This window comes from Pseudomonas kurunegalensis (assembly GCF_030291635.1).
Classification (GTDB): Bacteria; Pseudomonadota; Gammaproteobacteria; order Pseudomonadales; family Pseudomonadaceae; genus Aquipseudomonas; species Aquipseudomonas monteilii.
This window is the reverse complement of the sequence record NZ_CP127871.1, coordinates 3367834-3386143: the sequence shown is the minus strand read 5'-3', so window position 1 is coordinate 3386143 and position 18310 is coordinate 3367834. Positions and strand designations below refer to the sequence as shown.

16 protein-coding genes are annotated in these 18310 nt (G+C 62.1%); 6 read left to right on the top strand and 10 right to left on the bottom strand.

Annotated features, from left to right (window positions below):
* Positions 1 to 79 precede the first annotated feature (79 nt).
* The 4 genes from pqqA to QQ992_RS15205 all read left to right on the top strand — a co-directional run bounded on the left by pqqA (position 80) and on the right by QQ992_RS15205 (position 4249).
* A complete protein-coding gene (gene pqqA, locus QQ992_RS15220; protein WP_010455123.1) occupies positions 80 to 151 on the top strand; it encodes a pyrroloquinoline quinone precursor peptide PqqA in 72 nt (23 codons plus the stop codon).
* A gap of 144 nt (positions 152 to 295) precedes the next feature.
* Positions 296 to 1459, top strand: coding sequence for an alcohol dehydrogenase-like regulatory protein ErcA (gene ercA, locus QQ992_RS15215; protein WP_014591380.1), 1164 nt, complete (start codon positions 296 to 298; stop codon positions 1457 to 1459).
* Positions 1443 to 3107, top strand: a complete 1665-nt coding sequence (locus QQ992_RS15210) for a PAS domain-containing hybrid sensor histidine kinase/response regulator (RefSeq protein ID WP_286110136.1) — start codon at positions 1443 to 1445, stop codon at positions 3105 to 3107. Before ercA ends, QQ992_RS15210 begins: the two co-directional genes overlap by 17 nt.
* Before the next feature lie 527 nt (positions 3108 to 3634).
* On the top strand, positions 3635 to 4249 hold the full coding sequence (locus tag QQ992_RS15205; RefSeq protein ID WP_286113955.1) for a hypothetical protein: 615 nt from the start codon (positions 3635 to 3637) through the stop codon (positions 4247 to 4249).
* Positions 4250 to 4296: 47 nt separating this feature from the next.
* Here QQ992_RS15205 and QQ992_RS15200 read toward each other — a convergent pair whose 3' ends face one another.
* The 5 genes from QQ992_RS15200 to QQ992_RS15180 form a co-directional block, all read right to left on the bottom strand.
* Positions 4297 to 5520 carry an OprD family porin gene (locus tag QQ992_RS15200; RefSeq protein ID WP_286113953.1) on the bottom strand — a complete coding sequence of 408 codons (1224 nt, stop codon included), beginning with the start codon at positions 5518 to 5520 and terminating at the stop codon, positions 4297 to 4299.
* 104 nt (positions 5521 to 5624) lie between these two features.
* Complete coding sequence (locus QQ992_RS15195; protein ID WP_286110135.1) at positions 5625 to 7007, bottom strand: tripartite tricarboxylate transporter permease; 1383 nt, start codon at positions 7005 to 7007, stop codon at positions 5625 to 5627.
* Positions 7007 to 7459, bottom strand: coding sequence for a hypothetical protein (locus QQ992_RS15190; protein WP_286110134.1), 453 nt, complete (start codon positions 7457 to 7459; stop codon positions 7007 to 7009). The genes QQ992_RS15195 and QQ992_RS15190 overlap by 1 nt, the downstream gene beginning before the upstream one ends.
* Before the next feature lie 102 nt (positions 7460 to 7561).
* On the bottom strand, positions 7562 to 8482 hold the full coding sequence (locus tag QQ992_RS15185) for a hydroxymethylglutaryl-CoA lyase (RefSeq protein ID WP_286110133.1): 921 nt from the start codon (positions 8480 to 8482) through the stop codon (positions 7562 to 7564).
* A complete protein-coding gene (locus QQ992_RS15180; protein ID WP_286110132.1) occupies positions 8479 to 9765 on the bottom strand; it encodes a hydroxymethylglutaryl-CoA reductase, degradative in 1287 nt (428 codons plus the stop codon). The genes QQ992_RS15185 and QQ992_RS15180 overlap by 4 nt, the downstream gene beginning before the upstream one ends.
* 150 nt (positions 9766 to 9915) lie before the next feature.
* Here QQ992_RS15180 and QQ992_RS15175 point away from each other — a divergent pair, with 150 nt between their 5' ends.
* Both QQ992_RS15175 and QQ992_RS15170 read left to right on the top strand, forming a co-directional pair.
* Positions 9916 to 11283, top strand: coding sequence for an aminotransferase-like domain-containing protein (locus QQ992_RS15175; protein WP_274082392.1), 1368 nt, complete (start codon positions 9916 to 9918; stop codon positions 11281 to 11283).
* A 251-nt stretch (positions 11284 to 11534) separates the two neighbouring features.
* Complete coding sequence (locus QQ992_RS15170) at positions 11535 to 12488, top strand: IS110 family RNA-guided transposase (protein WP_119372048.1); 954 nt, start codon at positions 11535 to 11537, stop codon at positions 12486 to 12488.
* 123 nt (positions 12489 to 12611) lie between these two features.
* On the opposite strand, the gene dsdA is transcribed toward QQ992_RS15170, so the two are convergent.
* From dsdA to QQ992_RS15145, 5 genes are all read right to left on the bottom strand, one after another.
* Complete coding sequence (gene dsdA, locus QQ992_RS15165) at positions 12612 to 13949, bottom strand: D-serine ammonia-lyase (RefSeq protein ID WP_286110131.1); 1338 nt, start codon at positions 13947 to 13949, stop codon at positions 12612 to 12614.
* A gap of 183 nt (positions 13950 to 14132) precedes the next feature.
* Positions 14133 to 14855 (bottom strand): proteasome-type protease, encoded by a 723-nt coding sequence (locus tag QQ992_RS15160; RefSeq protein WP_286110130.1) that lies wholly within the window; start codon positions 14853 to 14855, stop codon positions 14133 to 14135.
* 73 nt (positions 14856 to 14928) lie between these two features.
* Positions 14929 to 15708, bottom strand: coding sequence for a transglutaminase family protein (locus QQ992_RS15155; RefSeq protein ID WP_286110129.1), 780 nt, complete (start codon positions 15706 to 15708; stop codon positions 14929 to 14931).
* Positions 15705 to 16655, bottom strand: coding sequence for an alpha-E domain-containing protein (locus tag QQ992_RS15150; protein ID WP_110741996.1), 951 nt, complete (start codon positions 16653 to 16655; stop codon positions 15705 to 15707). The genes QQ992_RS15155 and QQ992_RS15150 overlap by 4 nt, the downstream gene beginning before the upstream one ends.
* A gap of 3 nt (positions 16656 to 16658) precedes the next feature.
* A complete protein-coding gene (locus QQ992_RS15145; protein ID WP_286110128.1) occupies positions 16659 to 18068 on the bottom strand; it encodes a circularly permuted type 2 ATP-grasp protein in 1410 nt (469 codons plus the stop codon).
* Between the last annotated feature and the right edge of the window lie 242 nt (positions 18069 to 18310).

Below are 18310 nucleotides of genomic sequence, written 5' to 3'. Positions count from 1 at the left end.
CAAAGTAGCATTCAGTCCCGCCGCCCCCCGTGCATTAATGCCTCTACCGGAATCCCCCGGCATAAGAAGAGGATTGCCCATGTGGAATAAACCCGCCTTTACCGACCTGCGCATCGGCTTTGAAGTGACGATGTATTTCGCCAATCGCTGATGTGCCGCCCGGCCATCGCCACGGTGGCCGGTTCCCCCTGATTACCTGTGGTTGAGCCAGTGCCACGCTTTGGTCTGGTTGCTTTCGCTGCGGGATGCTTTACGCTGGCAGTTACCTTCCAGAACAATAAGAACAGGCTTCACGATGAGCCAGAGTTTCAGCCCGCTTCGCAAGTTTGTATCGCCTGAAATCATCTTCGGTGCCGGTTGCCGGCATAACGTTGCCAATTACGCCAAAACCTTCGGCGCCCGCAAGGTGCTGGTGGTCAGCGACCCCGGCGTGATTGCCGCCGGCTGGGTGGCGGATGTGGAAGCCAGCCTGCAGGCGCAGGGCATCGACTACTGTCTGTACACGGCCGTATCGCCCAACCCACGGGTGGAAGAGGTGATGCTCGGCGCCGAGATCTACCGGCAAAACCACTGCGACGTGATCGTCGCCGTGGGCGGCGGCAGCCCGATGGATTGCGGCAAGGCCATCGGCATCGTGGTTGCCCATGGGCGCAGCATCCTCGAATTCGAAGGCGTGGACATGATCCGCGTGCCCAGCCCACCACTGATCCTGATCCCCACCACCGCCGGCACCTCGGCGGACGTGTCGCAGTTCGTGATCATTTCCAACCAGCAGGAACGCATGAAGTTCTCCATCGTCAGCAAGGCGGTGGTGCCGGATGTGTCGCTGATCGACCCGCAAACCACCCTGAGCATGGACCCGTTCCTGTCGGCCTGTACCGGTATCGATGCGCTGGTGCATGCCATCGAAGCCTTCGTGTCCACTGGCCACGGCCCGCTGACCGACCCCCACGCGCTGGAAGCCATGCGCCTGATCAATGGCAACCTGGTGGAAATGATCGCCAACCCTACCGATATCGCCCTGCGCGAGAAGATCATGCTGGGCAGCATGCAGGCGGGGCTTGCGTTTTCCAACGCGATCCTGGGTGCAGTGCACGCGATGTCGCACAGCCTTGGCGGGTTCCTGGACCTGCCCCATGGCTTGTGCAATGCGGTGCTGGTGGAGCACGTGGTGGCGTTCAACTACAGCTCGGCGCCGGAGCGCTTCAAGGTGATTGCCGAGGTGTTCGGCATTGATTGCCGTGGCCTCAACCACCGGCAGATTTGCGGGCGCCTGGTGGAACACCTGATCGCCCTGAAGCACGCCATCGGTTTCCACGAAACCCTGGGCCTGCACGGCGTGCGCACGTCCGATATTCCGTTCCTGTCGCAGCATGCGATGGATGACCCGTGCATTCTCACCAACCCCCGCGCGTCGAGCCAGCGTGATGTCGAGGTGGTCTATGGCGAGGCCCTCTGACGAGCAGCAGCGGGCGCTGGCCGGGCTGCTGGGGCTGGGCGACCACTCGGCACGCAAAAGCCATTATCCGGAGCTTTCTGCCCGCCTTGACGAACTGGAAGCCGAGCGCAACCGCTATAAATGGCTGTTCGAAAACGCCGTGCACGGCATTTTCCAGGCCAGCCTGCAGGACGGCATGCGTGCCGCCAACCCGGCGTTGGCGCGCATGCTTGGCTACGACGACCCGCAAGCGGTGCTGTTTTCCCTGACTGACCTGGCCACTCACCTGTTTGACGGCGGCGCCGAAGAATTGCAGGCGATTACCGCGATCCTCGCCCGTGACCGCAGCCTGCACGGCTACGAAACCCGCTTGCGGCGCAAGGACGGCAGCCACCTCGACGTGCTGATGAACCTGCTGCTCAAGCCCGGGCAGGAAGGGCTGGTGGAAGGTTTTGTCGCCGACATCACCGAACGCAAGCAGGCCCAGCAGCGTTTGCAACAGCTCAACGACGAACTGGAGCAACGGGTTGCTGCGCGTACCGATGAGTTGCTGGAGGCCCGGGATGCCGCGCAAGCCGCCAACCGCAGCAAGGACAAATACCTCGCCGCCGCCAGCCATGACTTGCTGCAACCGCTGAACGCCGCCCGCCTGCTGATCTCCACCTTGCGCGAGCGGCCATTGCCAGAGGCAGAGCATGTGCTGGTGGAGCGTACCCACCAGGCCCTGGAAGGCGCCGAAGACCTGCTGACCGACCTGCTGGACATTTCCCGGCTCGACCAGGCAGCGGTCAAACCGGACGTGGCCGTGTACCGTCTCGACGAAGTCTTCGCGCCGCTGGTCTCGGAGTTCCGCACAGTGGCTGACGCGGCAGGCCTGAAGCTGCACGCACGCATCGCTGACCATGCCATCAGCACCGACCTGCGGTTGCTGACGCGCATTTTGCGCAACTTCCTCAGCAACGCCTGCCGCTACACCGACGAAGGCCGGATTCTGCTTGGGGCCAGGCGCCGTGGCGAGCATCTGCGGCTGGAGGTGTGGGACACCGGCCGGGGCATTGCGGCGGATCGGCTGGATGCCATTTTCCTCGAATTCAACCAATTGGACGTCGGCCGGGCTGCGGATCGCAAAGGCGTGGGGCTGGGGCTGGCTATCGTTGAACGGATTGCCAAGATTCTGGGTTACCGGATCGAGGTGCGTTCATGGCCGGGGCGCGGCTCGATGTTCAGTATCGAGGTACCGATTGGCAAAGAAGTGCCACTGGCCGTTCACCAGGCTGTGCCGCTGCCAAGTGCCGGCAACCCGCTGCCGGGCCGCCGCTTGCTGGTGCTGGACAACGAGGTGAGCATCCTCAAGAGCATGGGCGCGTTGCTGGAGCAGTGGGGCTGTGAAGTGGTCACTGCAACCGATCAGGAGGCAGCTTTGCTGGCGTTGCAGGGGCGGGCTCCGGAATTGATCCTGGCCGACTACCACCTCGACCATGGGGTGGTGGGCTGCGAGGTGGTCAAGCACTTGCGTGAGCATTTTGCGGTTGCGATACCGGCAGTGATCATTACCGCAGACCGCAGCGACCAGTGCCGTCGGGGCTTGCAGAAGTTGGGGGCGCCGCTGCTGAACAAACCGGTTAAACCGGGGAAACTGCGCGCGGTTTTGAGCCAGTTGTTGGCGTAATTCATCATCGCCCGTTAACGACGTACAGCGAACTAGAGCAATCAGGGCCCGCCGTGAAGTTTGGATCCAGTTGTGAGTAAAAACTTCCACTTCGGTCAACATTGTAGAATGTTAGTCTACTAACTAACGTGACTTTAAATACCGCTGGTCGGTGGTTGTGTTCAGGCAGTGAACGTTTTTGCTGTTGACGGCTCCTATTTGCCAGCAGGTGTAGTTCTCATGAACTGCACCTCGCGCCCCTCTCAGGAAGTCATACCCCAACCTCATGCGTATCACGGGATGCACATGGGGATTTTTATTACCTTTGATCATGGAGTAACGCCTATGCCCGACCGAGGCTTAACGGTTGAGCTGCTGTGTATCTAAGTATCAATCCGCTGTTTCAATTAACGATATGAATTGGGTCTTGTCGTTGCGATCACGCTGTTCGCACGCCTGTAGCAAGGCCCTCTAGCGCTAATGCATTACGTGGAGAAGACGTCGTGGAGATTAATACAATTATTAGCCTGTTCGGGCAGAAAGAATCCATGGAGCTGGTGCGGTTGTCGGTTATTTATGTTCACTTGCTGGCCTGCTGTGTCGCCATCGGGCTGGTGTTTGCCAGTGATGCCGAGATGGTCAGGGACTTGCTCAAAGGTCGTAAACAGGCCGGGCATGACGGTCAACATATGGCGCGTTTGCAAACGTCTGTGGCCAATGCCTTGATATTCTTGTGGCTCACAGGCGCAGCTGTTATTGGTATTGATTATCTTGAAAAGGGCATGAGCTATTTTGCCAACCCCAAACTTCATGCCAAGATTATTATTGTCCTGTTGTTGACGTTCAATGGCATGTTGTTGCATCGCTATGTATTGCCGGCCTTGCTGAAGGCAGGTTCTTTGCTCGACCTGAATATCGGCGTGCGCATGTTCGCGTTGTTTTCCGGCGCTCTGTCGGGTGTGTCCTGGTTGTATGCGGCGATGTTGGGTGTCGGTCGGCCGCTGGCGTGGAAGTATTCGCTGACCGAGTTGCTGTTGGCCTACCCGGTCATGATCCTGCTGGGCTTTGCCTTGATGGCCGCCCTGACCCAGTGGGCGCGAAAACGCAGCCAGGCCAAAGAGACGCAAGCGCCTGTCTGGCCACTGGCGGGTATACCGTGCTGATCGCCTGAGCAACGCCGCGGACCGCAAGCCCGGTTCGCGGCGTTTTGCTACAGGATCGATAGCGGATAACTCACGATTACCCGGTGTTCATCGAACTCATTGCTGTTGAAGTCCCGGCGCAAGGTCGAGCTGCGCCATCTGACCGTCAAGTCGCGCAAGGGGCCGCTCTGAAGGGTGTAAGCCAGTTCGGTTTCTCGGCCCCATTCCTTGCCATCCCGCAGGGCGCCGATATGCACGTTGTCGCCACGGATGTAACGCGTCATGAATTGCAGGCCAGGCAGGCCATCGACTGCGAAGTTGTGGTCGTAACGCAACTGCCAGGAGCGCTCATGGGCGTTGTCATAGCTGGAGTTGTAGCTGTCGTTGGCCAGGCTGGTGCCGGCAGTGCCGTTGACCCGCATCCAGCCGGTATCGCCGCTGACACGTTGCAGCCCCACGTAGAACGTATGGCCGCCGGTACGGGCCGAGAGCAGCAGCGACGTGGTGCGGTTATCCATCTCGCCTGCCAGTGAACGGCCACTGTCGTTGCCCACGAAGTACCCGAGGTTTGCCCCCAGGGTCCAGTTGCCCACGGCCTGGCTGTGGATCAGGTTGTAGTACTGCTGGCGGTAGATATCTTGCAGGTCCGAATGCCAGATGGCGAGCTGGGTGGCCTTGTCGTTGAACAGGTACTCGGCGCCGAGGATGTCCAGGCGGTCCGCCGTGGCGGTAGGCCGACCAGACATGAACAGGTCTTCCATGCTGGCGTCGTTGCGCGGGCTGTTGCCGCGAAAGCGTGCGCCGTAAAGGGTGAGGTTGTCGATCTCGCGTGAGGTGAGCTGGGCGCCCTGGAAGGTCTGGGGCAGCGAGCGGCCGTCGTCCGAACGCAGCACCGGCAGCATCGGCGACCACTCGCCAACCTTCAGCTCGGTGGCCGAAACACGCGCCTTGAGCGCCACGCCCAATCGGCCGAAGTCATCCGCCGGGCGGCCGTCGTCGTGCACTGGCAGCAACTGGGTACCGGCAGTGCCGCGTCCGCCGTCGAGCTTGACTGAATACAGCCCCAGCACATCCATACCGAAGCCGACCACGCCCTGGGTAAAGCCGGAACGGGCGTCGAGGATGAAGCTTTGCGTCCATTCTTCGGCTTTGCCTTGTGGATAGGCCGGGTCGACGAAATTGCGGTTGATGTAGAAGTTGCGCAAGGTCAGGCCGACCTTGGCGTCTTCGCTGAAGCCTTCGGCCTGGACGCTGGCGGCGCCAAGCAACAGACAAGCGCAAGCCGCCGTCATGCGGCAAGGGGGGCAAAGGATATTCATTGTTGTTGTTCCTTTCTTGCAGGCGAGTGAAGCCACGCAACCTCAGTGGTTGCGTGGCAGAGTGAGGGGGGGGCAGTTCAAGCGAACAGGGCGACGATGGCCGGCACGCTGAGCACGGCGGTGTAGTAGCCCATGAATTGCACACCGATGTTGAAGCCGATGAAGCGGTACAGGAAACCGCCCAGCAGGCCCACCGTAAGGATGACCAGCAGGCCCAGCAGGCCGCCTTCCCACAGGCCGATCACCAGGATCAGGCCGACGAAGGTGGCGATCACCGCCTCATGGCTGATGCACCGGGACACGAACGAAGCAGCACGGTGAGCGAAGTTCATCGAGAAGGGGTAGGCGATCAGGATGGCGATCACGACCGCCAGCATGCCGTAGGCAAGGAACTCGCTGGCACTTAGCAGGTTATGCAGGTTGTTCACCTGGCCGCTGGCACTGTCGACAGTGAAGCGTGGCGGGGCGTTGAACAGCGGTGCGGCCGGCCCGGCGGCTACCGGGCTGAGCGGCAGGCCAAAGGCGATCAGCGGGATCAGCGCCTCGGCAATGTAGGTGGACTCGGTAACACCGTTGCGCACGCTGATGACCGAGGTCAGGCGGTGATAGGCGTGCTTGATGCGTGAACCCACCACTTCACCGAGGATCACCGTCATGGCCACCGGGCTGAACACGAAGGTGGCACTGGACACCGTGGCGGTGGCCAAGGTCCAGCCGGCCTGGCGGCGGTCCAGCACCTTCAGCGGGTTGGGGAACCAGCCGCCCCAGCCCTTGACGTCGGGTGACAGCGCAAAGGTGCGCGGTTCGCTGCGTTTCATCCGCGCCCGCTCTGCCGGGGCGAGCATGGCGAACAGGGCGGCGATCAGTGGGCCGATGGCAATGCCCAGGAAGTAGCTGACGCTGAGCTTGACGCCGTGCTGGCCGGTCAAGGTCTGCAAGGCGATGATCACCAGCACGAAGGGCAGCAGCGCCAGTACCGAGGCCCAGCGGCCTGCCGAGAAATAGGCAATGGTGGTGGCGGCGGCGAGGAACACCCAGGGCGCTGCCCGTTTGATCGCATCACCAAAAGGTGCCAGCAGCACGGCGAACAGCACTGCCAGTGGCACTGCGACCAAGGCAGCGATGACCGCACCGGAGATCATCTTGCGCAGGGCGATATGCGGCACGCCCAGGTTGCGCAGGAAGTTGGCTTCGCGCATCAGGGGTGTTGCCATGGTGTCGCCGGGGATGCCGAGCAATGCCGTGGGGACTGCGTGGGTCATGTGCTTGGCCACTGCACCGGCGAGAAAGAAGGTAAACACCCCGGCAGCGGGCACGCCCAACAGCACGACCAGCAAGGTCAGGGGGGCGAGGGTGGTAGTTTCGTCGCTGCCGGAGATCAGACCGATGGCGGCAAACACCACGGCACCGATCACGCCCATCAGCACGGCTATCAGAACCTGGTCGAACAGGGCGTCCATCAGGCGGTACCTCGCTTCAGGGTTGCGGTGCTTGTGCAGGCCTCGGCTGTGCTTGCGGGTTCGGCTTCATCGAACAGGCGCTCCAAGCCCAGCTCACGCAACTCGTTGCGCACCTCCTGCGGCAGGTCACTGAGCTGGCCGATGCCGCCGTATTCGCTGCGCAGCGCTTCGATGACTTGCTGGCGCCAGGCCGGATCGGCCACATGCTCGACCACATGGCGCTTGGGTTTGAACAGGCAAGCGCTGACGCCGCCGCCCAGCAGCGAGCCGAGAATGCCCAGCAGCATGGCGTAGGCCCGGGCCATCTGGCTGGACTCGACCCAGCCGGTCAACAGGCGCTCGGCCAGGAAAAAGGTACCCAGGCTGCAAGCGGCGCCGATGGCGATGGCGGCGAGCAGGTGGCGGCTGTCCACGGTGTCGCCCCACACTTCATAGAGGTTGTCGTCAGCCATGGTCCACCTCCGGGGGGAGGGGGTGCAGGCGGCATTCAAAGGTCATTGGCATTCTCCTGCCCTTGCGGGCTTGTTGTTTTTGTTCGGGAGCCACAGGCGCTATCAGTGTTCGCGGGCGCTCCTTGCTGCCAGGGCAAGGCCTGCGCGGGAGCGGTTGGCGGTGCCCAGCTGCGCGCTGATACGCACGCCAACCCGTGCCACCGCCTCCAGATCGACACCGGTGCTGTAGCCCAGGCCGTGCAGCAGGTACAACAGATCTTCCGTGGCCACGTTACCGCTGGCGCCCGGCGAGTAGGGGCAGCCGCCGAGGCCCGCGACCGAGCTGTCGAAGGTACGTACACCCTGCGCGAGCGCGGCATGCACATTGGCGATGGCCATGCCCCAGGTATCGTGGAAGTGGCCGGCCAGTGCCGCTACCGGCAGTTGCCGTGCGCAGTGCTCGAACAACTGAGCCGTTTCATCCGGGCGGCCGGCGCCAATGGTGTCACCCAGGCTGATTTCGTAGCAGCCCAGTTCGTGCAGGCGGCGTGCGACCTTGGCCACGGCCTCCGGCGCAACGGCCCCAGTGAACGGGCAACCGAGCACGCAGGATACATAACCGCGCACCCGGATAGAGGCCTCTTTGGCGGCGCGCAACACCGGGGTGAAGCGCTCGAAGCTTTCATCGATGGAGCAATTGATGTTGTTGCGCGAAAACGCCTCGGAGGCGGCGGCGAACACCGCTACTTCGCGGCAGCCAGCCCGTTGCGCCGCCTCGAAGCCTTGCCGGTTGGGCACCAGGGCCGAGTAACTGACCCCGTCGTTGCTGGGCAACTGGCGCAACACCTCGTCGCTGCCGGCCATCTGCGGCACCCAGCGCGGCGACACGAAGGCGCCGGCCTCGATATGCCGCAGGCCGGTGCCAGCCAGCTCGCCGATCAAGCCCACACGGGCGGTCACCGACAGCGGCTGGCGTTCGTTCTGCAGGCCGTCACGGGGGCCGACTTCAAAGACCTTTACCGCTTGCATCGGGACCCTGCTCATTCGGCGCGCTTCTGCTTCAGCAGCTGCACGGCGCGATCGGCACGTACGTCGTGGTTCTCCACCAACTGCCGGGCAACCCAATCCACTTCATCGCCTCGGGCGCCAGCCACCACGGCAATATTGCGTGCATGCAGGGCCATGTGGCCGCGCTGGATGCCCTCGGTGGCCAGGGCGCGCATGGCCCCGAGGTTTTGCGCCAGGCCTACGGCCACGGCAATCTCAGCGAGCGCCTGGGCTGTTTTCACGCCGAGGATGCGCAGCGACAGTTGCGCCAGCGGATGGGTCTTGGTGGCACCGCCGACCAGGCCAACGGGCATCGGCATTTCCAGGGTGCCGACCAAGTGGCCGTTGTTGTCCTTTTCCCAGGTGGTCAGCGAGCCGTAGTGACCACTGCGGCAGGCATACGCATGGGCGCCGGCTTCCACTGCACGCCAGTCGTTGCCAGTGGCGACGATCAGTGGGTCGATGCCATTCATGATGCCCTTGTTGTGGGTGGCCGCGCGGTAGGGGTCGACCGCCGCGAAGGCGTAGGCGTCGAGGATGCCTTCGATCACTGCCTCGCCACTGAACTCGGTCGTTTCCAGTTGCTGTGGTGTAATCCGCACCTGGGCCCGAGCCAGGCGCAGGTCGGCCAGGTTGGACAAAATGCGCAGGCGTACCTGGCCCCCGGTGATGGCTTCCATCAGCGGCGCAACGGCCTCGGCCATGGTATTGACGGTGTTGGCGCCCATGGCATCGCGCACATCGACGATCAGGTGCGCCACCAGCATCGGGCCGCGCGGGGTGTCGGCGAAGGTGTGCACTTCGATGTCGCGGCAGCCGCCGCCGAGGCTGTTGAGCAATTGGTCCTTGCGGTTGGCCAGCTCAATGATTTCGTCTTTGCGGCGCAGCAGGCTCAGGCGTGCATTGAGCGGGTCCTTTACGCCGACGATCTGTACCTGGGCACGCATCAGCGGGGTGCTGCTGGAGGTGGTGAAGCCGCCGTTGGCACGGGCCAGCTTGGCCATGTACGAAGCAGCGGCGACGATCGAGGGCTCTTCCACCACCAGCGGCACCAGCACATCACGGCCATTGATCTGGAAGTTGCTGGCCACGGCATAGGGCAGTTCGAAGGTGCCGATGACGTTTTCGATCATGCCATTGGCAATCTCCATCGGCAGGGCGCCAGCGTCGGCCAGTAGGTTGACGTCGTCGTGGCTCAGGCCGAGTAACTGGCCGATGTGGTCCAGGCGCGCGGCGGGGGACAGGTTACGGAAAGCGGGCAGGCGGGAATCGAGGCTCATGAGGGTACCCTTGGCGTCATTGTTGTTGGGCGGCGGCTTGAGCGCGTCGCCGGCGTGGTGCTAAATGTGCAGCCACTGTGCCCTTGATTGAAGGTACAGTTTTGCCCAACAGTACCCAGACTGTACCCATGACAGCACAGGAGCCAGCCGATGCCTCGTGTCACCCTTGCCCAGCAGGTCGCCGATGCGGTCGAGCAGCAGATCCGCACTGGCGTGCTGAAGGTTGGCGACCGCCTGCCGTCGTTGCGCGAGTACATGCGTTTGCACGGGCACTCGAAAAATACGGTGATCACCGCGTACGAGATTCTCGCCTCCCAAGGGTTGGTGGAGGCCCGCCACGGGCAGGGCTTTTTCGTCGGTGCGCAGGTGCAGGCTGCCGAACTGGATGAAACACCGCCCTATACCCGGGCCATGGACACCATCTGGATGATGCGGCAGCAGTTCGTTCGCGAACCCGGGCTGGCGCCGTTGGGTGAAGGTTTTGCGCCGGTGTCCTGGTTGCAGGACATGCGCCTCGACAAATTCACCCGGCAAGCGATGCGCAGTGGCGCAGGGAACCTGTTTCGCTATGGCAATCGCCTGGGCAACCCCGGCCTGCGCCAGAGCCTGGTGCGCAAGCTGGCCAGCTACGCCATCAGTGCCACGCCCCGGCAAATCGTGACCACCCACGGCGCCAACCATGCGCTGGACCTGATCATTCGCCGCTTCGTGGTACCAGGCGATGCGGTGCTGGTGGAAAACCCGGGTTACTACCCGTTGTTCGGCAAGCTGCAACTGCACGGCGCACGGCTGCTGAGCGTGCCGCGCCTGGCCGACGGCCCGGACATGGACGCGCTGGAAGCCATGCTGCGGGTCGAACGGCCCCGGCTGTTCTTCATCCAGTCGGTGTGCCACAACCCTACCGGTTCGGATATCTCCCCGGCCAAGGCCCATCGCTTGCTGCAACTGGCCGAGCGGCACGATTTGTTGCTGGTCGAAGACGACGCACTGGCAGACTTCAAGCCCAGCTCGGCGCTCAAGGTGGCGGCGCTCGACCAACTGAGGCGTTCGCTGTACATCGGCAGTTTCTCGAAATCAGTGTCGGCGGCCTTGCGGGTGGGTTACATCGCAGGGAGCAAGGAGGTCATCGACGAGTTGGCCGACCTGCAGATGATGTTGCACACCAGTTGTTCGGAACTGTGCGAACGCACGGCGGATGTGATCCTCAGCGAAGGGCATTTCCTGCGGCACCTGATGCGCCTGCAGGACCGGGTGCGGGAAGCCACCGCTGGCGGGCTGCGGGTGCTGGACGAACTAGGTGCCGAGGTGTTCTGCCGACCGGAACAAAGCTTGTACCTGTGGGCGCGCTTTCCGGGGATCGAAGACACCGCGTTGCTGACCCGCGAAGTGCAGGGCAGGGGGGTAATGCTGGCGCCGGGGGCGATCTTCCAGACCAACCAGAAGGCCGTGACGCCCTGGACCCGGTTGAATGTGGCCTATTTGCAGGAGCCGGTGTTTGCTCAGTGCATCCGTGGTTGAGCCAGTTATGTGTCGCCTGTACCGGCCTCTTCGCGGGTAAACCCGCTTGTATGGTTAGACTTGAAGGGGTGGTGGGACTAAATGCCCGATTCTGACTGCTCGCATCAGTACAGACCGTGGGAGACATCGCCCCACCCCTTCCACCAAAGCGCCGATAAAGAATGCATCGTTTACAAGCGACGATAGAAGCAAGCCAGCGCCTCTTGGTGAAACCCCTTCAAGCCGAAAAACCATAGCGTGAGGAGTCGCCCATGGCAATGCAGGTAGGCAAGCTGATTGTGGGTGCGGATGTCGCAAAAGCTGAGCTGGTTATCCATCACGATGACCGTGATGAGATCGTCAGACTGAAAAATTCCAAACCCGAAATCAAAAAATGGTTGAAGCAGCAACCGCTGAACACCGCTATCGCGGTTGAGGCGACCAATGTTTATCACCTGGACTTGGTTGAGCTGGCCCATAGCTTGGGTTTCGAGGTTTATGTCATCGATGGTTTCCAACTGAGTAACTACCGGAAAAGTGTTGGAGGACGGGTTAAAACCGACCCTTCCGATGCTCGGTTGCTGTCCCGATTTCTGAGAAACGAAGGGGAGGATCTTCGTCCCTGGAGCCCGCCTCCCGCTGTCTACGGCAAGCTTCAGAGCCTGCTTCGTCGCAGAGCAGCCTTGGTAAGTGCTCGCACTGCAATGACTCAGAGCTGGGCTAATGAAGGCCTCTTGAAGGCTGCGTTCAGTACCTTCGTGAAATCGATAGATCGGCTGGAGCTGTTGATCCAAAAGAAGATTAAGGAAGTGCTGCGAGAAGCTGGATTGCACGAGCAAGTCGCTCGCTGCCAGGCAGTAGAGGGTATTGGTTTTCTAACCGCCACAGCGCTGGTAATGGCTTTTATGAGGGGTGAGTTCAAGAGCAGTGACGCGTACATCGCATTCTTGGGAATGGATCTACGAGTCAGTGACTCTGGGCAGAAAAGTGGGCAACGTCGCCTCACTAAGCGCGGTTGCTCAGAAATCCGTCGTTTGTTGCATAACGCAGCGATGGCCGCCAGCAAGTCACCCGTTTGGAAAGGGGACTATGAGCGGCATCGGAACAATGGAAAGGCAACGACCCAAGCATTGGTAATCCTCGCCAGGAAGCTCGCACGGGTGGCATTCGCCCTGATGAAAAATCAGGACGAATACATCACCAAAGGAGCCAAAACAGCTTGCTGAAAACCATAGAATCTCCCACAGGTACAGCACAGGTTTCGAAAACGGTGCGATCCCTGTGGGAGCGGGTTTACCCGCGAAGAGGCCAGTACAGGCAACCCATTCAGGGGCTGTGATAAGCGCAGCCTACAGGCCGCGGCCTTTCGCCAGATAAGCCTCAAACTCGGTTTCTGGAACCATGCTGCCGCCCGTTCCCCACACAAGGTGAGTGGCATTTTGCAGATGCGTTGGGGTAAAGCCCTGGCGAGCCAGATACTCGTCTGCCCGTAACACCCGTGCCATGCCAGGTACGCCAGCCAGCGCAGAGGGCTCCAGTTTGACCTTGTCCTGCTCATGGGCGATGACCATCAAGCGGTACAGTTCTTCGTCGGTCACGGTGTAGTAACCATCGATCAGCCGCTGCATGGCTTTGCCGACAAACCCGGACGGGCGCCCGACCGCCAGGCCGTCGGCGGCGGTGATGTTGTCGATGCCGAAGTCCTGCACACTGGTTTCATCGTGCAAGCCGGTGTACACCCCCAGCAGCATGCACGGGGAGTGGGTGGGTTCGGCAAAGATGCAATGCACCGCATCGCCGAACACCAGCTTCAGCCCGAATGCGACACCGCCGGGGCCGCCTCCTACGCCGCACGGCAGGTACACGAACAATGGATGATCAGCGTTCACCTGGATGCCGGCCTCGTCGAACTGCCGTGCCAGCCGTTCAGCGGCGACGGCATAGCCGAGGAACAGCTGTGGGGAGTTTTCATCGTCGACAAAATAACAGCTGGGGTCTGAAGCTGCCTGCTGGCGACCTTGCTCGACTGCCACGCTGTAATCGCAGGCGTGCTCCACTACCGTTACGCCGTTGGCGCGCAGCTTGTCCTTCTTCCATTGCCTGGCGTCGGACGACATGTGCACGCTCACCTGGAAGCCCAGCTTGGCACTCATGATGCCAATCGACAGGCCCAGGTTGCCGGTCGAACCCACGGCGATCTTGTACTGGCTGAAGAATGCGCGGGCCTCATCGTTGGCCAGTCTGGTGTAGTCATCTGACGGCGTGATCAAACCGGCCGCCAAGGCCAGGTCTTCGGCGTGCTTGAGCACTTCATGAATGCCGCCCCGGGCCTTGATTGATCCGGAGATAGGCAAGTCACTGTCTGCCTTGAGCCACAGGCTGCCCACGTTTTGCGGTGAGCCCTCCTCGATAAGCCGTTGGCGAAGCTGCGGCAGCGGGGTGATGTGCGACTCGATCACCCCGCCGGCAGCTGCCGTTTCAGGGAACACAGTGGCCAGGTAGGGTGCGAAACGCTGCAATCGCACGCTTGTCGCTTGCACGTCGTCCGCCGTCAGGCCTACGTCGTGCAGGGCTTCGGCAGCCTTGGCGATACCAGGGTTGAACCAGTTGGTTTCTTTCAGGGCAACCAGGTCGGCGATGATGGGGTGGCTTTGTTGCCAGGCTTCCAGGGTTTTTCCGTGAATCATGGTTTCACCAGTAGCGCAGTATTCGCCTAATTAGAGCTCAGTGGTTGGTGAGACTCAAACGATGGCTCCTCACAGCATGCACAAGATCATCGCAGCCTTCAGGTTATGCGCAGTACTTGTGGGAGCGGGCTTGCCCGCGAAGAGGCCTGCACAGGCAGCAGATGTTTCGAGCCGTGTGTTCATTCAGCCATAAGGCGGCGCAGGCAGTTCCGCCAACAACCTCTTCAACCCGTCGCTCCACTGCCTGCGAATCTGCTGATAATAGGCATCTTCATTGGTGATGCGCTTGCGCGTCATGCTTTCCAGGCTGCCTTCGCGGTACACCAGCAAGTCCAGCGGCATGCCCACCGACAGGTTGCTGCGGATGGTGGAGTCGAACGAAATCAGTCCGCAACGCAGCGCTTCATCCAGTGGTGTCTGGTACTGCAGGTTTCGGTCAAGAATAGGCCGCCCGTACTTGCTTTCGCCCAGTTGCAGGAACGGGGTGTCTGGCGTGGCCTGGAAGAAATTGCCCTGCGCGTAGACGTTGTAGATGGCCATGGGTGCGCCGGCTATCTGGCCGCCGACAATGAATGAACTGCTCAGGTCGATGTCGCCCGTAAGTTTGCTGCGGTCACGGTTGACCACTTCGCGCAGGGTGTCGGCGACCAGCACCGTTGCATCGTAGAGCGTGGCAACGTTCAGCAGGTGGGGGCCGCTGCCCTGGCTGCGTTGCTGCAGCAGGTTCACCACCGACTGCGAGGTTGCCAGGTTGCCGGCGGTCTGCAGCACGATCAGCCGCTCGCCCGGCACGCTGAACACGAACAACTTGGCAAAGGTGGAGATCTGGTCAATGCCGGCGTTGGTGCGTGAATCGCTGATGAAGACAAGCCCGTCCTCAAGGTGCATGGCGACACAGTAAGTCATGCGGTTTCCCTTGTATTGGGTATGGAGTGGTCTTGCCGCACCTGCGCGGCAAGACCGGCCTGCAGCAAATGTGTCACTGGCGGTGTACGTGGACGCTGGCCTGCATCGATTCGATACCGCCGCCGCGGCGCACGCCCCGGACCGGGCAGGCATCGAGGTAGTCCAGGCCAACCGCCAGCTTCAGGTGACGGTCTGGCCGCGTCAGGCGGTTGGTAATGTCGAAGCTGTACCAGGCGTCGTCGATCCAGGCCTCTGCCCAGGCGTGGCTGGCCAGGTGCTGCTCGTCCTCGGTGCACAGGTAGCCCGAAACGTAGCGTGCCGGCACCCCCAGGCTGCGGGCGCAGGCCAGGAAGGCGTGGGTGTGGTCCTGGCACACCCCGGCGCCGCCGTTGAATGCTTCGATCGCGGTGGTACCCACCGAAGTGGCCCCCGGGCTGTAGGGCATGTGCTCGGCCAAGCCTTGCATCAGCCCTGTCAGTGCCGCCCGGTCTCGATGCTCGCCACATTGTCGGGTGGCGAAGGCCTTGAGCGTGTCATCGGCCTGGGTCAGGCGGCTGACACGCAGGAATGGCAGGGGAGACTGGCTTTCAGCCTCCTGCTCGCAGTCCGGGTCGATCTCTACCTGCCCGCTGGCAGTCAGCGCCAGGTGGCCGTGGGGTTTGTCCAGGGTCAGCACATGCAGGATGTTGCCGTACGGGTCGATCTGGCTCTTGACCTTGCAGGGCAGGCCCAGTTGCCATTCATTGATACGTTGGCGTGCGCTGCTGCGCGGCGTCAGGCGCAGGAACTGGATGCTGTTGCTGACATCGCTGGCATAGCTGTAGGTGGTGTCGTGGCGAATGGACAGTTTCATACAACCTCCAGGTAGGAGTGATGGACCGCCTGGCCCAGTTGGTTGATGCGGCCGATAAAATCGCTGAGCCAAGGGTGCAGCCCTGCTTCGAGTATTTCATCGATGGCGGTGTAGCGCAGGCGCGCGTTGAGTTCGGCGGCCATGCGCTGGGCGGCGCGCCCGCTACTGCCCGGCAGACCGGCCAGGATCAGGTCCAGTTCCTCGATGCAGGCATGCAGCGAGCGCGGTACGTCCACCCGCAACAACAGCAATTCGGACACTGGCCGGGCACTGGGGGCGGCGCGATAGATCTCGTTGAAGGCTTCATACGAGGTCAGCGCACGCAGCAAGGCGCTCCACTGGTAATAGCCACGGGCGGAATCGTCGCTGACCTCTTCGGAGGCTTCGCCGAACATTTCATAGCGCGCATCGAGCAGGCGCAGGGTGTTGTCCGCCCGCTCCAGGAAGGTGCCCAGGCGGATGAAGCTGTAGGCATCGTTGCGCATGATGGTGCCGGAGGTGGCGCCACGGAACAGGTGCGAGCGTTCCTTGACCCAGTCGCAGAACTGGCTGATGCCATAGCGGCCCAGGCCATTGCTGGCGATATTGCGCATCTCGATCCAGGTGGCGTTGATGTTTTCCCACATGTCGGCGGTGATGCGGCCACGCACCGCATGGGCATTGGTGCGGGCGGCCTGCAGGCAGCAATAGATGCTGCTGGGGTTGGTCGCGTCGAGCGCGAAGAAGTGCAGCATGCGCTCGGTGTCGAGCTCGGTGTGCCGGCGGATGTAGTCGTCCAGCGTGCCGGATGCCAGCAGCGACATCGCCAGCTCGGCATGACCGTCGCTGCGCCCGGCCTGAGGCATCAACGACAGCGAATAGCTGACCTCAAGCATGCGCGCGAGGTTTTCTGCACGCTCCAGGTAGCGCGACATCCAGTACAGGTCGGAAGCGGTTCGCGAAAGCATGGTTCAGTCCTCCACCACCCAGGTGTCCTTGGTACCGCCGCCTTGCGACGAGTTGACCACCAGCGAGCCTTCCTTCAGCGCCACGCGGGTCAGGCCGCCGGGCACCAGGCGGGTTTCACTGCCCGAAAGCACGAACGGGCGCAGGTCGATGTGGCGCGGGGCGATGCCGCTGTCGACAAAGGTCGGGCAGGTGGACAGGCACAAGGTGGGTTGGGCGATATAGGCGTGCGGGCGGGCTTTGATGCGCGCGCGGAAGTCTTCGATCTGGGCACTGGTCGATGCCGGCCCAACCAGCATGCCGTAGCCACCGGAGCCCTGGGTTTCCTTGACCACCAGTTCGGGCAGGTGGGCCAGGACGTGGGACAGGTCCGCAGGCTTGCGGCACTGCCAGGTGGGCACGTTGTTCAGGATCGGCTCTTCGCCCAGGTAGTAGCAGATCATGTCGTCGACATAGGGGTAGATCGACTTGTCGTCGGCCACGCCGGTGCCGACGGCGTTGGCCAGTACCACATTGCCGGCGCGGTACACCGAGATCAGCCCTGGCACGCCGAGCATCGAGTCCGGGTTGAACGACAGCGGGTCGAGGTAGTCGTCGTCCAGGCGGCGGTAGATCACATCAACCTGCTGCGGGCCGGCGGTGGTGCGCATGTAGACATGCTCGTCACGCACGAACAGGTCTGCGCCTTCGACCAGCTCGATGCCCATTTCCCGGGCCAGGAACGCATGCTCGAAATAGGCGCTGTTGAAACGGCCGGGGGTGAGCAGCACGGCTGTGGGGTTGTCCAGCGGGCTGGCGCTCTTGAGCGTGTCCAGCAGCAGGTTGGGGTAGTGGTCGATGGGGGCGATACGTTGGGCGGCAAACAGCTCGGGGAACAGGCGCATCATCATCTTGCGGTCTTCGAGCATGTAGCTGACGCCGCTGGGGGTGCGCAGGTTGTCTTCCAGCACGAAGTAGCTGCCATCGCCATCGCGCACCAGGTCGACACCGGCGATGTGGGCATACAGCCCGCGGTGCAGGTCCAGGCCCTGCATGGCGATCTGGTAGCCCTCGTTGGCCAGTACCTGCTCTGGCGGGATGATACCGGCCTTGAGGATGCGCTGGTCGTGGTAGATGTCCTGCAGGAACAGGTTAAGCGCCTGCACACGCTGGATACAGCCACGCTCGACCGTTCGCCACTCGCTGGCGCGGATGCTGCGCGGGATGATATCGAAGGGGATCAGGCGTTCGGTGTCCTGGCTGTCGCCGTACAGGGTGAAGGTGATGCCGGCACGGTGGAACAACAGATCCGCTTCACGTCGGCGCTGCTCCAGCAGCTCCAGCGGGGTGTTCGCCAGCCAGCGGGCGAACTCCTGGTAATGCGGGCGGCAACTGCCGTTCGCTTCGTACATTTCATTGAAAAAAGCCCGGGACATACCCACTCCTTGCCACCGTTGCCGGCAGCTTCATTGCGGTTCATCTGCGTTTTTCAGGGTGCTGCCTTGCTGGGGTCGGTGGGTGCCGTGTCTCGCGTGAGCCTCGGTTGCAATTGATTGCCTGTGCGGTGAGCACAACAAGCATTGCAATGAAGGTGCCGAAAACGCCGTGCAGCGGGGATGTCGAGGGGAAAGGGCCGCGAAACACGGGATTTGGGCGGGCAATCCGTGTCAGTACGGGG

Bases quoted from the DNA above. Each gene is read 5' to 3' on its own strand.
- ercA (WP_014591380.1), top strand. From the start codon at position 296: ATGAGCCAGAGTTTCAGCCCGCTTCGCAAGTTTGTATCGCCTGAAATC.
- QQ992_RS15210 (WP_286110136.1), top strand. From the start codon at position 1,443: ATGGCGAGGCCCTCTGACGAGCAGCAGCGGGCGCTGGCCGGGCTGCTG.
- QQ992_RS15205 (WP_286113955.1), top strand. From the start codon at position 3,635: ATGGAGCTGGTGCGGTTGTCGGTTATTTATGTTCACTTGCTGGCCTGC.
- QQ992_RS15200 (WP_286113953.1), bottom strand. From the start codon at position 5,520: ATGACGGCGGCTTGCGCTTGTCTGTTGCTTGGCGCCGCCAGCGTCCAG.
- QQ992_RS15195 (WP_286110135.1), bottom strand. From the start codon at position 7,007: ATGGACGCCCTGTTCGACCAGGTTCTGATAGCCGTGCTGATGGGCGTG.
- QQ992_RS15190 (WP_286110134.1), bottom strand. From the start codon at position 7,459: ATGGCTGACGACAACCTCTATGAAGTGTGGGGCGACACCGTGGACAGC.
- QQ992_RS15185 (WP_286110133.1), bottom strand. From the start codon at position 8,482: ATGAGCAGGGTCCCGATGCAAGCGGTAAAGGTCTTTGAAGTCGGCCCC.
- QQ992_RS15180 (WP_286110132.1), bottom strand. From the start codon at position 9,765: ATGAGCCTCGATTCCCGCCTGCCCGCTTTCCGTAACCTGTCCCCCGCC.
- QQ992_RS15175 (WP_274082392.1), top strand. From the start codon at position 9,916: ATGCCTCGTGTCACCCTTGCCCAGCAGGTCGCCGATGCGGTCGAGCAG.
- QQ992_RS15170 (WP_119372048.1), top strand. From the start codon at position 11,535: ATGGCAATGCAGGTAGGCAAGCTGATTGTGGGTGCGGATGTCGCAAAA.
- dsdA (WP_286110131.1), bottom strand. From the start codon at position 13,949: ATGATTCACGGAAAAACCCTGGAAGCCTGGCAACAAAGCCACCCCATC.
- QQ992_RS15160 (WP_286110130.1), bottom strand. From the start codon at position 14,855: ATGACTTACTGTGTCGCCATGCACCTTGAGGACGGGCTTGTCTTCATC.
- QQ992_RS15155 (WP_286110129.1), bottom strand. From the start codon at position 15,708: ATGAAACTGTCCATTCGCCACGACACCACCTACAGCTATGCCAGCGAT.
- QQ992_RS15150 (WP_110741996.1), bottom strand. From the start codon at position 16,655: ATGCTTTCGCGAACCGCTTCCGACCTGTACTGGATGTCGCGCTACCTG.
- QQ992_RS15145 (WP_286110128.1), bottom strand. From the start codon at position 18,068: ATGTCCCGGGCTTTTTTCAATGAAATGTACGAAGCGAACGGCAGTTGC.